The following is a 13,453-nucleotide window of genomic DNA, read 5'->3' on the forward strand; positions in this document are numbered from 1 at the left end:
TGATGTTAGTTTTATTCTTTTTATATGCTGCATTAATAACCTATTTGTTACATAGCTTTACGCATTTTCACACTGTAAATTTTTGAATCCTATATACTGATTACATCAATGTCGATCCTTTTTTAACCTTAGGTGAACATTTGATGTTTTCTAAAAAATTACAAATATAATTAAATATCTAGGATAAAAAATGACACAAAAGCCCGTTAAACCAGAGCCAAATATGAATGTTCAGCAAGGCAATGCTGGTGAAACTCATCAGCAGGCTGATAATAATTCAACCAATTTAACTACGCAGCAAGGTATTGTTATTGCAGATAATCAGAATTCGCTAAAGGCAGGTCGCCGGGGGCCTGTATTGCTGGAAGATTTTATTTTACGCGAGAAAATTACCCATTTTGACCATGAACGTATTCCTGAGCGTGTTGTACATGCTCGTGGTACGGCAGCCCATGGTTATTTTGAATTAACTAAATCATTAGAGCAATTTACTACAGCTAAGGTATTAACAGAGGTGGGCAAACAAACCCCATTATTTGCTCGTTTTTCAACGGTAGCCGGTGGTGCGGGATCGATTGATACGCCGCGTGATATTCGCGGTTTTGCCGTCAAAATCTATACAGAGGAAGGTAACTGGGATTTAGTGGGTAATAATACCCCTGTGTTCTTTATTCAAGATGCGATTAAATTTCCCGATATTATTCATGCTGTAAAAATGGAGCCTGATCGTGGTTTCCCACAAGCGGCATCAGCGCATGATACCTTTTATGATTTTATCTCGTTAAACCCTGAAACCCTACATAACTACCTATGGGCGATGAGTGATCGCGCTATTCCTCGCAGTTTACGCATGATTGAAGGCTTTGGTATCCATAGCTATCGCTTTATTAATGCCCAAGGCGAAAGTGTATTCTTCCGTTATCACTGGCGTCCACGTTTGCAGCTTCAATCACATGTGTGGGATGAGGCCGTGAAAGTTGCCGGTGCTGATCCAGACTATCATCGTCGTGATCTATTTGAAACTTTGTTTGAAAATGGTGACGAAGTTGTTTGGGACTTTGGTGTGCAGATCTTTACCCAAGAACAAGCAGAAAAATTCCCATTTGATCATTTGGATGCAACCAAATTAATTCCAGAAGAATTAGTTCCTGTTGAAATCGTAGGTAAAATGGTATTAAACCGTTATCCCGATAACTTCTTTGCGGAAACAGAGCAAGTGGCTTTCTGCCCAGCAAACATCGTACCAGGTATCGACTTTAGTAATGATCCGTTGCTACAAGGTCGTTTATTTAGTTACCTAGATACCCAGTTGTCACGTTTGGGCTCACCAAATTTTGCCCAGCTACCAATTAATGCGCCAAAATGTCCATTCCATAATATGCAGCGTGATGGCCATATGCAGATGCAAATTCCTAAAGGTCGCGTCGCTTATGAACCACAAAGTTTGGAACCAGAAAAACCGCGTGAAAATCCGTCAATTGGGTTTAAATCATTTACAGATGATTTAACTCAAAATAACGATGCGGTTAAAGGTCGTATCCGTGCAGAAAGCTTTGCAGACTTTTATAGTCAGCCGCGTATGTTCTATCGTAGTCAAACCCCTATTGAGCAGGCGCATATCGCTTCAGCGATTGTGTTTGAGCTTTCTAAAGTTGAGACACCCTATATCCGTGAGCGCATGGTTGCCCAGCTGCTAACGGTTGATGAAACATTGGGTAAACGCGTTGCTGATGGTTTAGGGATGAAATCAGTGCCAAAACCGATTGAGCCAACGGTTCCAGTGCAAGATTTGCCATTATCGCCGGCTTTGCAGTTGATTGGCAAAGCCAAGCCAACGCTTGAAGGTCGTAAAGTGGCTATTTTAGTTGCAGATGATTCAAATGCAGAAATGCTTGAAAAATATAAAGCAGCGATTACAGCAGCAAAGGCAACCCCCTTTATTGTAGCGCCAAAAATTAGTATTACGTTAAACAATGGTGAAACCATTGCGGCTGACGGTCAATTGGCGGGTTCACCTTCTGTCTTGTTTGATGCAATCGTTAGTATCATTATGCCAGAGCAAGCGAAAAAACTAGCCAAAGTGAGTGAGGCGATTGCGTGGTTTAAAGACGCGCACGCCCATCTAAAAGCGATTGCTTATTGTGGTGCGACGGATGAATTTATTCTGATTCCCCAGCATATTGAGAAAGATGCCAGTGTGGTGGCTTTAAAGGAAATAGAGACCTTTATCGAGAAGGCCAAATCGCGTGAATGGGATCGTGAACCTAATGTGCGTGATTTAGCGTAATTCATCAACCCCGCAACAAAAAAGCTAGCTTAATAATAAGCTAGCTTTTTGTTTATTTGGCGGAAACGGAGGGATTCGAACCCTCGATACGCTATTAACGTATACACACTTTCCAGGCGTGCGCTTTCGACCACTCAGCCACGTTTCCAATCGAGTTGCAACTCCAAAATATAGGTAATCGCAAAACGGACGCCTATTTTACCCAAAATAATGCCAAATGTCATGTATAATTAATCAATTTTCATCAATGGCTAGAGTTGGTATTTTATAGCGTATGAGTGGTTATCAGCGTTTTTCACACAAATCACTGTCACAGAGCTTGGTAGTGATAGCTTTATCCTTATTGCCCTTATGGGCACATTCAAGCAGCTCTTTAGATTATCGCAAACAGCACCTCAATCAATGTGGCAATACCTATGCTAACCAACAAAGTCCACAGCCACTCTCAAATCAACCAATTGAGATTTATTATCTATGTCTAAATGGCTTTGCTGTGGGGTATTCGTCACTGAGTAAAACCGCCTTGTGGTCAGCGGAGTATTTGACGCGAGCGCGTATTGAAAAAGCGAGTGAACTATCTAGGGTTGATAATTTTCACGAAGAAAGTCAGCTGCCTAATCGGCTTAAAGGCTATTTAGCTGATTATCGTAACGTACCTTATGATCGTGGACATTTGGCGCCCAATGCAGATATGAGTACGCTTGAATCACAATATGACAGCTTTAGCCTTGCCAACATTGTACCGCAAAATCCCGTCAATAATCGTAGCACTTGGCGAGACATTGAGTCCCGTACTCGTTACCTAGCGATCAAACACAATCGTATCTATGTGGTGACAGGGGTAGCTTTTATCAGTAACCGGGTTAAGAAAATTAATAATAATATATTAGTACCCAGTCATCTATATAAAGCGATTTATATTCCAAGTCTACAACAAGCAGGGGTCTATTTTGCACCTAATGATGATAGTCAGCGAGTGGAAATCATTAGTCTAGATGAACTTGCGGTAAGAATAGGCGTGGATGCTATGCCAGGGTTGTCAGGGAAGGTACAAAAAACGGCAATGACGCTGCCTATCGATGACTATTCGAGCACTACAGAAAACAAAAACCCCAAAAAATCAGAACCTGATAACCAGCAAATTTTATTAGTCTTAGTTAATTTAGTCTTGACTATTTTTGAATGGATAATCAGCCTATTTAAGTCCTAAAAATGGTAATTATACACAAATGACTGATTAGTCAGTTTAAGCTTTTGGGATTTTTGAAAAAAATAATTATTTATAAATCAATTATTTATTATATAAAAAACTAGAAATTTTGCCCTGTAACGATATAGAAAACTATTAGTAACTTTTGTGTATTAAAAAATATCTTTACCTCAAAACCATTTTGGCTATAATGATTGTCAATGGCACTGCATCTCACTTCCCTTACTTTTTGCAGTGCGCTACAGAAGGAACTGTTATGAAAATTTCTCTTAAATCAATCAGCGTTGGTGTTGCTCTTTCTACTTTAAGTGTTGCTGCTATGGCTGCCGATCCAATCGTGGGTACCTGGCAAACTTATGAAGACAATCAACCAAAAGCGCAAGTTCAAATCTCACAAACAGGTGCTACTTTCACCGGTAAAATCGTTGCGGGCAATACTGAAAAAGCAAAATCTTTTGTTGGTAAAACTGTGTTAACAGGCGTTAAAGCAGCGGGTAATGGCAAATATTCAGGTAAAGCCAAAGACCCACGTTGGGGCTTTGGGTTAGGTGCAGATATTTCATTAAGCGGTTCAACCTTGACTTTATCTGTTCCAGTCAAAGGCAGCCAAACTTGGAAAAAAATTAAATAATCGTTACTGATTTGAAATCTCAAAAAAGCTAGATATGACTATCTAGCTTTTTTATTTGTCCAATCGCAAGTTTTGTAGAGTCTTTTAGTATGCTTATATAAAAAAATAGGCTGATTGAATCAGCCTATGTTTATCATTCTTTGTCTATTCGATACGTTCGCCATGTACGGCTAAGTCAAGACCGGTGTATTCATCTTCATCAGTGACACGTAAGCCCATGGTTAATTGAATCACTTTGGCAATAATGAAAGTCACAATCGCGCAGTAGATGATAACCGCGAACACGCCTTCTAATTGCACCCACACTTGACCCATAGTCGATAAAGCCAGTGGTTTGCCAGTGATAGCAGGACTCACAAAGACACCTGTCAATATGGCACCGACGATGCCACCAACGCCATGCAATCCAAACGCATCCAAGCTATCATCGATTTTTAACAGACGTTTGAGATAGTTGACTGCATAAAAGCAAACCAATGAGGTGATGATACCAATCGCTAATGCGCCTGCTACCGTCACAAAACCTGCCGCTGGGGTAATACCGACTAGACCTGCTACTGCACCTGATGCACCGCCCAGTACAGAGGCTTTACCACGGACTAATTTTTCGATGGCAAACCAAGTTAATGCCCCTGCCGCTGCCGCTACTTGCGTGACGAGTAGGGCATTACCTGCCAATGCATTTGCCGCTAACGCACTACCGCCATTGAAGCCAAACCAACCTACCCAAATCAAACCCGTACCAATTAAGGTTAAAGCCAAGTTTGAAGGTGCCATTGGGTCACGGTTATAGCCATTACGTTTACCTAGAACAGCCGCCAACACAATACCTGCCACACCGGCATTAATGTGCACGACCGTACCGCCTGCAAAGTCTAGCGCACCATCTGCCATCAACCAGCCGCCGCCCCAAACCCAGTGGCAAATCGGTGCATACACCAATAATACCCAAAGGGCAGTAAACACCATAAAGCTACTGAATTTAATACGTTCAGCAATTGAGCCTGCTAAGATTGCCACAGTGATAATGGCAAAGGTCATTTGAAAAGTGACAAATAACAGGGTTGGTACGGTACCGGTTAAATCACCTAGCCCAATATTAGATAACAATGCATTATCAAAACCGCCAACAAATTGATTAAAATCGCTGCTACCAAACGCCAGCGAATAACCCAACACAATCCAAACAATAGATACTAATGCTGTGGCACCATAACTGTGTGCCATTGTCCCTAAAATATTCTTTTTGCGCACCATGCCTGAGTAAAACAATGCCAACCCTGGAATAGTCATTAGTAGCACTAATGCAGTCGAAATTAATACCCAAGCGGTGTCGCCCGCATTTAGCGTAGGCGTGTCAGCAGCATGAGCCACCAATGGAGATAACAACAATAACGATAAAATTGATTTAGTAGATACTAGTGGCTGTAAAAATTTGGCAAAAGCTGCCCTTGTAATGACGGCATTCATCGTAACCCCCTTAAAATTATTTGAGATAGTCGTTAAGCTGCTTGATAGGTCTACGTTAATGTTTAAAGGATGGTCGACTTTAAAATTTAACAAGCCCTGCCACAACGACAGTCATGATAGTGTTAGATAGCATTAGCGCCTGTTTCACCAGTACGGATACGAATCACTTGTTCTAATGGTGATACAAAGATTTTGCCATCACCGATTTTGCCCGTGCTAGCCACGCGAGTGATAGCTTCAATCGCTGCATCAACCATTTCGTCAGTCACCGCAATTTCTAACTTAACCTTCGGTAAGAAATCAACCACATACTCAGCACCACGATACAATTCAGTATGACCTTTTTGACGGCCAAAACCTTTTACTTCGGTAACAGTGATACCTTGAACACCAATCTCAGAGAGTGACTCACGTACATCATCTAGTTTGAACGGTTTTAAAATAGCCGTAATTAATTTCATAATAATTTCCTTTTAAGTGCCGCTTATGGTTGGGTTAGTTACTATCTGCTGTAGTGGCTTAATAGCGATTACCCTAAACAGCATTCGTAAAGCATGTTGAAAATGGTAGTTTCGATAATTCAAAAGCTATGCCAACTTTCATAAATGTCCTATTTTTAAGGGGGTAAAAAATACAACCTATTGAAAATAAAGCAAAAACTTTTTGGTGGTTTCAATGCGACCATCACACAGAAAGCGTAATTTTATTATAACCAAAAAATAAAAATTCCTCTAATGTAAATCAGTTATTGCACCAAAAAGGTTATTTGGGCGCCATTAACGATTTTGTAGATAATTTTTAGAGTTATTTTAATAATTGGCGATAAAAACAAAATAATTGCACCAAAAAAGTGCATTTTACTGCCTAAAATCGTTAAATTTGTTGAGTAATACAGATCAAAAGTATATCTTCATCGCAAAAATCGTAGCATTTAAACCGCCTTTTATTGCGGTCACTACAAAACATGAAAACTCACATTTAATCGCAAAACTTTTTGTCATAAAATGGTATGATAGAAAACGTTTTTTAGCTTATGCGGCAAGTATTGTTATTGCCTTAGTTAGCGGTACCCTTATTTAAGTGCTACAAGTTTAAGTATTATAAGTTTAAGTGTTACAAGGAATTCTCGTGAGCCAACTCTCTGCCACTCAATCAGCCGTTTCACCTGCTTCAACCAACCAAAGCATGCCATCAGCATCGAGCATGATTCAACGTGGCAATGGCTTACAAGTGGTGGTTGGACTTGGCAAATCAGGCTTGTCGGCAGTCAACTATTTACACGCGCTTGGCTACCCCGTAGCTGTCACCGATGCCGGTCTGCCCAAACTTGCCGAGCATTTGCCAACTGATATAGTGACCAAGTTTGGGGCAATAGATGGCGAACTGTTAGCAGTGGCAGATCGCATTATCATCAGTCCTGGTATCGACCCTTATTTGCCGGTGTTTGATGGCGCACGTGCGAAAAAAATCGCGATTGTCAGTGATATTCAATTGTTCCATGAGGTAGCTAAACAGCGAGATATTCCGATTATTGCGATTACCGGCTCTAATGCCAAAAGCACTGTCACCACCCTGGTTGGCCAGATGGTCAAAAATGCGGGGTTTAAAGTCGGTGTCGGTGGTAACTTAGGAACGCCCGCGCTTGATTTGTTACTTGAGCCCATACAGATGGCGGTGCTTGAGTTATCCAGTTTTCAACTACAGACCACTACCAATTTAGCCGCCAAAGTAGCCACCGTGCTTAACATGTCGCCTGACCATCTAGATCGCCATGGCAATATGCTCGGCTATCACCAAGCCAAACACCGAATTTTCCAAGGCGTGCAATCCATTGTGGTTAACCGCGAGGACTTGCTTAGTCGCCCGTTGGTAGCCGATGATATGCCCACCATTAGCTTTGGTAGTAACGCACCTGATATGAATCAGTACGGATTGATAAAAGATAGCGATGGTAAAATCTGGTTAGCACGGGGTCGTGAGCGGTTGCTCAATGAAAAAGACGTGCCGATCAAAGGTGAGCATAACTTGATGAATGCGCTGTCAGCCTTAGCAATTGGCGAACTAGCAGGTCTGCCGCTAGAGAGTATGTTAACAACATTAAAAAACTTTGTCGGGCTGCCACATCGCTGTGAATTTATCACAACTACCCATCAGCTTGATTGTTTTGACGACTCTAAAGGCACTAACATTGGCTCGACCATCGCCGCAATTTTGGGGCTAGGTAAAGTATATGCGCCCAAAGGCAAAAAACTCGCTGTGATTTTGGGCGGGCAAGGTAAAGGTCAAAACTTTGCTGAACTGGCAAAACCCTTGATGGATTATGCGCAAGTGGTATACTTTATTGGAGAAGATGCCGATAAAATCGCGGCTGATTTGGCATCAGCGGGTTTAGATGCTCACAATCCTGCAGGGATTGTGTTAACCAAATGCCAAACCCTAGAACAAGCGGTCAATCAAGCTTGGCAAGACCAGCCAACATTCCCCGCTTTAGGCGTATTATTGCTATCACCTGCTTGTGCAAGTTTTGATCAGTTTAGTGGCTATGTGGAACGTGGACAAGTTTTTCAACGCTTAGTCAAACCCCAATAATCATTCGCTAGTGTATTTTTAATATTTAGGTTGTGTTATGCCCGCGCCCCATTCGACTTCTTCGTCACTTTCTTCATCCCTCTCAGCTAACAGTGTTTCTGCTAAGAAAAGCCGCCAGTGGATTCCGCCCATTAATTCGGTGCTATTGACCACGGTAGCAACCATCATGGTATTTAGTCTGTTGATGGTGGCGTCCGCGTCAATACCTTTTGCACAAACCAAAAAACTGGGTGATTTCTACTTTTTTTACCACCAATTGGCGTACATGGGAATCGGTGCAGTTCTTGGTTTACTGGTATATTTTATCCCGCTTCGCAAGACGTTTCGCTTAGATTTTATTATGTATGCGCTGCTGGCTTGTCTTTTGCTGATTATTTATACCCTAATCGGTGGGTCAGTGATTAACGGCAGTAAACGCTGGATTGAATTGGGTGGTATCAATTTTCAGCCCTCTGAACTGGCAAAATTGTTGATGATTTTGTACACCTCAGATTATCTAGTGCGCCGATCGGAAGAGATTCGTAACCATTGGAAAGGCTTTTTGCGGCTAACACTGATAGCCATGGGGCTGATCTTATTTATCATGTTGCAGCCTGACTTTGGCTCGGTGGTGATTATTGCGACCTGTATTGCGGCGATGATTTTTGTCGGCGGCTTACCCATGCGCCAGTTTTTTATCATCATGGGGGCCATGTTTTTGGCGGGCACCATGGCGATTATGGGGGCAAGTTACCGACTAAAACGGGTAACCTCGTTTTTAGATCCGTTTGATGACTTGAAAAATAGTGACTATCAGCTAGGTCGCAGTATTGTAGCCTTTGCCCGCGGTGAGTGGTTTGGTGTCGGTTATGGGGAAAGTATCCAAAAACTCTCCCATTTGCCGGAGGCGCATACCGACTTTTTACTGGCGATTACCGGTGAAGAGTTAGGCTTAGTGGGTGTGTCGTTTTTACTGGTGTTACAAATTATTTTGGTCACTACGGTTATGCGCATTAGCTACCAAGCGCTAGCACGGCACCAAACACGCTTAAGCTACTTTGCGTTTGGGGTTGGGATTTTGTTCTTTGGGCAAATTTTCGTCAACGCCGGCATGACCATGGGGATGCTACCTACCAAAGGATTGACCATGCCATTTTTTAGCTATGGGGGTTCTTCTATGGTAGTTAATCTGATTATCGTCGGATTGTTGATGCGAATTATTAAAGAAAGCCCAACGATTCCTGCCAATCAATGTCGTTATTATTAATGGGTTGCCAAAAGATTTTGTAAACTATCGACTTTTATACGCTGTTTGCCTTGCAGCGGCGTATGATTCCATTGGCAAACCGCCTGCTCAAGCATCGTGGTTGGTTTATCCATATCAACCGGTGGCTGTTGTAATAATTGCAGTGCGGTCTTAATAAGTTGTGGTGCAGGGTAGGATTGAATCGGCTCTGCTAGCGTTTGTTTAGACAGCTTTTGCCCGTGTGCATTCACCAAAATGGGTAAGTGATAGTAGTGTTGGTTAGGGGGAAAATTTAAATAATCCGCAATCACCATTTGCGGTATCGTCAATGGCAATATATCCAAACCCCGCACGATTTGATTGACACTTTGTTGCGCGTCATCAATTACCACTGCAAGCATGTAATTAATCATGCCTTTGTTGGCGGTTGGCGTATTTGAGCAAGACCGCACAATGCGCCGTCTTCTGACCACAATATCACCCTGTTCTCGTTGCGGATTGCCTGAAATCACCCCTTGCAGCTGATCGAAAAAAAGCATTGGGTTATCTGGCATCACTAAGCGAATGGCATGATCGCGCGATAGCCGCTTATGGACACAGATTCTAGGATAAGGGTATTGGGTATTGGGGTGGGCGAGTTGATAAGTTTGCAGGGATTTACGACTGCAATCACAGCCATAACTGACTGCTTTTAGTTGCTCATCCAATAACGCGTGATACGTGTCTAGGTTTTGTGACTGGTAGCGAACGTTACCATCCCAGTGCAAGCCTAATCGATCCAAATCTGCTAAAATCAAATCGCTAAATTTTGGATGACAGCGCTCCGTATCAGTATCTTCAATGCGTACTAGCCACTTGCCTTGCGCCTGCTTAGCGATACAGTAACTGGCAATAGCCGTCACCAGTGACCCCAAATGCAAAGCTCCCGTCGGAGAGGGAGCAAAGCGACCAATAACAGGAGACGTTGATAAATTAAGCATGACCCCATGCTTGTTTTTCTTTAATCTCTGATAAGGTTTTGCAGTCGATACATTGGGTCGCGGTTGGACGGGCTTCTAAACGACGCACACCAATCTCTACACCGCAAGTCTCACAAAAACCGTAGTCGCCACTGTCAATCTCGGCAATCGATTTATCAATCTTGCGAATCAGTTTACGCTCACGGTCACGCGTGCGTAGTGCCAACGCAAACTCTTCTTCTTGGGTGGCGCGGTCATTAATATCAGGCATCGCCGTTGATTCATCTTGAATATAAGATTTGGTTGATTCAGCTTCGCTAATTAACTGCTCTTTCCAATCTAATAAAATTTTTCTAAAATGCGCAAGTTGTGCGTCATTCATATATTCTTCTTCAGCCGCTGGCTGATATGGGGTAAAGCTTAATTCACGTTCATTTTGGGCAGATGCCATAGCTAATTCCTTTAAAAACCGATAGTGATACAATTTTAAGTTTACAATTTCATTACGAGTTCAGCACTTAAGCCAATGACATCGCGTTATTAACGCTTTAAACACTGCAATTCGCCAGTATATGAAATCAAACTAAAATAAACGCTAAAACCTTAATAAACAAGCTAATCAAACTTTCACGACATTAAGTTTATGAACATAAGTTCAACAACCATGAAAAATTAGTCAGATAGTATCTGTTCTTTTGATACCAGTTGCAAGTAACCCATTGTTATATAAATTTATCCAACGTAAACCAGGCGCAATTTCATCAATGGTATAATCTTTACACAAGGGTTTAAACTGTAGGCTGGTCGATGGGCAGCCAAACACAGATGTCCCATAAGTAATCTTATGCATTTCTTGGTGAATATGACCGACAAATATAGCCTTAATACGGTCTAGATACGGCATTACCACTTCCCAAAAACGCTCAGAATTTATTATAGTGTACTTATCAAGCCATGCTGAATCGATTAATACCATCGGATGATGACAAAAAATTGCACAAGGCCGATCGGCATTCGCTAACTGCTGCGCTAGCCACCGCAATGACTGCTCATCAAACTCCCCATGACTGTGCCCCTCACAAGAAGAGTCTAATAACAATAAGTCCCAATAATCGGTGGCAATACTATAGCGGGTTTGCAGGCGAGAATCTGCTTTGACTGGCAAATGACGGCGTTGGGCAAAAGGTAGATGATGATCAAGCTCTAGGGTCACATCATGATTGCCCGGGATAGCTACAAAAGGAATATTGATGTCGTCTAAGGCTGCAAATAAACGGTCATAATTTTGCTGAGTAGGTTCTTGACATAAATCCCCCGTCAGTACCAACAAATCAACATTATCGCGCTGTTGTCGAACCAAGGATAATACCGATTCAAATGTGTCTGCGGTATTAACACCATTCATTAACTTATTAGGGTCATCAAAGAGATGCAGATCACTTAATTCAATAATTGAAAAATAATCGGCATGGTGTTGTGATATCGAACTTGGCAGTAACGTCACTCAGTTATCCTTAGAATAATGACGGTAATCGTGGCAGTACAACTTTATCAAACAACGGTTAATTAAATAAGGCATGTTTTATATCACAAATACTCATAATTGACAAACACAATAGCAAAATAATTTTTAGCCTATCTTCATTCAAATAATTGGATAAAATAGGGAACTATTGGCAGCGCTCACAAACACCTGAAAGCTCAATAATACTCGATTGGGTGGCAAAATTGGTCGATTGCTCAACCTCAGTTAGCATGGTCTGGATAGATGGATGGCTAAACTCTTGTACCTCACCACAGCATCGACAGACCAAAAAAGCGGCAACATGGCGATCGGTGGGCTGAGAGCAGGCAAAAAATGCCTTGCTGGAATTTAATTGATGAACCAAGCCATGCCTGAGCAAAAACTCTAAACTACGATATACAGTTGGCGGTGCGACGACTTTTTCGCTCGCTGATTGCAGTAAATCCAATAATTCATACGCCCCAATGGGCTGAGCGGCAAGTAGAATCAAACGATACACCTGCTCTCGCAGCGCAGTAAAACGTAAACCTTGCGCTTGGCAATCTTGTTTTATCTGAGTAATCTGTGCTTCAATCTGCTCGGCGGTCATTTGTTGCATACACATGGACATAGATATAGATAGGTGGTGACAATTTGCGTCATAATTATTAGCTGACTGAATAGAACTTCCAGCTGATTGAATAGAACGTTGGGTCATATCACATAAAATCATTAATAACTCTCAACTTACTTTAGCATGAAAACCGCATAATTTGTCTGAGAAATTAGCGATTCAGCTATAAACATACCCGACAATATAACAAGTCTAACAATACACTATTCATAATGACTGGCGATTAACGTCAGCATAGATAAAACAACCTTTAGCCAAATTTTTAATCAAGATTCTGCTATACTGCTTTTATTATTCCTGCCCACAATCAGCTAGCCCTTATTTTGCTATGTCAAAACCAGCCAAGCCATTTGACCCACAATCTATCCAACAATCCATCAACAAGCAGTCTTGGCTGATACTTGGGCTAGTTGCCATCGGTATTGTATTAGATGTTTGGCAAGGCAATAGCCAGTATGTGGTGAGTAAAAATTTGCTAGCCGGTAGTGTGTTAGGGTGGGTGAGCCAAATCATCTTTGCTAAAATTTCCTTGAGCAAATCGGGCTATCAGCAGCGTCGTCAAATTGTTCATCGTTTTTACCAAGCGCATATGGCAAAGTGGGTATTGACCATTATTGGATTTGCACTGATTTTTCTGCTGTTAAAACCGCTAAACGCCATTGCGGTATTCGCGGGCTACTTAATTTTGCAAATGAGTTACCTCATTATCACTTACCGAAATCCTTGGTAAAAAAAGGCTATTTACATTTATCTCGTAATCCTGGAAATAACCTAAACTAAATCACAAATAAATCTATTTAATCCTTTACAAAAAGGTAACAGTTGAATTAATATAGTGAAAATTTTTTGAAGGTGCGATTGCTCAGCGCTAATTGGCTAAAAAGAATTAGTTTTCAAGCAATTGCATATATGTTTTACTGATGACCCACTTATTTGAGTCAAGC

12 protein-coding genes and 1 tRNA gene are annotated in these 13,453 nt (G+C 41.7%); 6 read left to right on the forward strand and 7 right to left on the reverse strand.

The genetic code is table 11. The features are described 5' to 3' along the window. Positions 1-190 precede the first annotated feature (190 nt). Complete coding sequence (locus H9W84_RS00620; protein WP_239741243.1) at positions 191-2,287, forward strand: catalase; 2,097 nt, start codon at positions 191-193, stop codon at positions 2,285-2,287. A 57-nt stretch (positions 2,288-2,344) separates the two neighbouring features. Here the strand turns inward: H9W84_RS00620 and H9W84_RS00625 are convergent. Then, positions 2,345-2,435, reverse strand: a tRNA-Ser gene (locus H9W84_RS00625). 126 nt (positions 2,436-2,561) lie between these two features. Here H9W84_RS00625 and H9W84_RS00630 point away from each other — a divergent pair. Continuing rightward, complete coding sequence (locus tag H9W84_RS00630; RefSeq protein ID WP_239741244.1) at positions 2,562-3,497, forward strand: DNA/RNA non-specific endonuclease; 936 nt, start codon at positions 2,562-2,564, stop codon at positions 3,495-3,497. A 256-nt stretch (positions 3,498-3,753) separates the two neighbouring features. Continuing rightward, a complete protein-coding gene (locus tag H9W84_RS00635; protein WP_007115807.1) occupies positions 3,754-4,128 on the forward strand; it encodes a DUF2147 domain-containing protein in 375 nt (124 codons plus the stop codon). A gap of 144 nt (positions 4,129-4,272) precedes the next feature. Here H9W84_RS00635 and H9W84_RS00640 read toward each other — a convergent pair whose 3' ends face one another. Together H9W84_RS00640 and H9W84_RS00645 are read right to left on the reverse strand one after the other, a co-directional pair. After that, on the reverse strand, positions 4,273-5,598 hold the full coding sequence (locus H9W84_RS00640; RefSeq protein ID WP_099833311.1) for an ammonium transporter: 1,326 nt from the start codon (positions 5,596-5,598) through the stop codon (positions 4,273-4,275). 122 nt (positions 5,599-5,720) lie between these two features. Next, complete coding sequence (locus H9W84_RS00645; RefSeq protein ID WP_007115809.1) at positions 5,721-6,059, reverse strand: P-II family nitrogen regulator; 339 nt, start codon at positions 6,057-6,059, stop codon at positions 5,721-5,723. 742 nt (positions 6,060-6,801) lie between these two features. Here H9W84_RS00645 and murD point away from each other — a divergent pair. Together murD and ftsW are read left to right on the forward strand one after the other, a co-directional pair. Beyond that, the gene (gene murD / locus H9W84_RS00650) at positions 6,802-8,187 is read left to right on the forward strand and encodes a UDP-N-acetylmuramoyl-L-alanine--D-glutamate ligase (protein ID WP_239743574.1); all 1,386 of its coding nucleotides are present in this window, start codon (positions 6,802-6,804) and stop codon (positions 8,185-8,187) included. A 37-nt stretch (positions 8,188-8,224) separates the two neighbouring features. After that, positions 8,225-9,433 (forward strand): putative lipid II flippase FtsW, encoded by a 1,209-nt coding sequence (gene ftsW, locus H9W84_RS00655; RefSeq protein ID WP_007115813.1) that lies wholly within the window; start codon positions 8,225-8,227, stop codon positions 9,431-9,433. Here the strand turns inward: ftsW and gluQRS are convergent. From gluQRS to H9W84_RS00675, 4 genes are all read right to left on the reverse strand, one after another. After that, complete coding sequence (gene gluQRS / locus H9W84_RS00660) at positions 9,430-10,392, reverse strand: tRNA glutamyl-Q(34) synthetase GluQRS (protein WP_095356430.1); 963 nt, start codon at positions 10,390-10,392, stop codon at positions 9,430-9,432. The two genes, ftsW and gluQRS, sit on opposite strands and share 4 nt — an antisense overlap. Further along, positions 10,385-10,822 (reverse strand): RNA polymerase-binding protein DksA, encoded by a 438-nt coding sequence (gene dksA / locus H9W84_RS00665; protein ID WP_007115815.1) that lies wholly within the window; start codon positions 10,820-10,822, stop codon positions 10,385-10,387. Before dksA ends, gluQRS begins: the two co-directional genes overlap by 8 nt. A gap of 225 nt (positions 10,823-11,047) precedes the next feature. Beyond that, positions 11,048-11,875 carry a metallophosphoesterase gene (locus H9W84_RS00670; RefSeq protein WP_219300288.1) on the reverse strand — a complete coding sequence of 276 codons (828 nt, stop codon included), beginning with the start codon at positions 11,873-11,875 and terminating at the stop codon, positions 11,048-11,050. Between the two features lie 166 nt (positions 11,876-12,041). Then, positions 12,042-12,494, reverse strand: a complete 453-nt coding sequence (locus tag H9W84_RS00675) for a Fur family transcriptional regulator (RefSeq protein WP_239741246.1) — start codon at positions 12,492-12,494, stop codon at positions 12,042-12,044. A 343-nt stretch (positions 12,495-12,837) separates the two neighbouring features. Here H9W84_RS00675 and H9W84_RS00680 point away from each other — a divergent pair, with 343 nt between their 5' ends. Continuing rightward, positions 12,838-13,239: an ATP synthase subunit I gene (locus H9W84_RS00680; protein WP_007115818.1), complete on the forward strand. Its 402-nt coding sequence runs from the start codon at positions 12,838-12,840 to the stop codon at positions 13,237-13,239. The last annotated feature ends 214 nt before the right edge of the window (positions 13,240-13,453 follow it).

Source organism: Moraxella tetraodonis, assembly GCF_022359095.1.
In the GTDB taxonomy this organism is placed as follows: Bacteria; Pseudomonadota; Gammaproteobacteria; order Pseudomonadales; family Moraxellaceae; genus Faucicola; species Faucicola tetraodonis.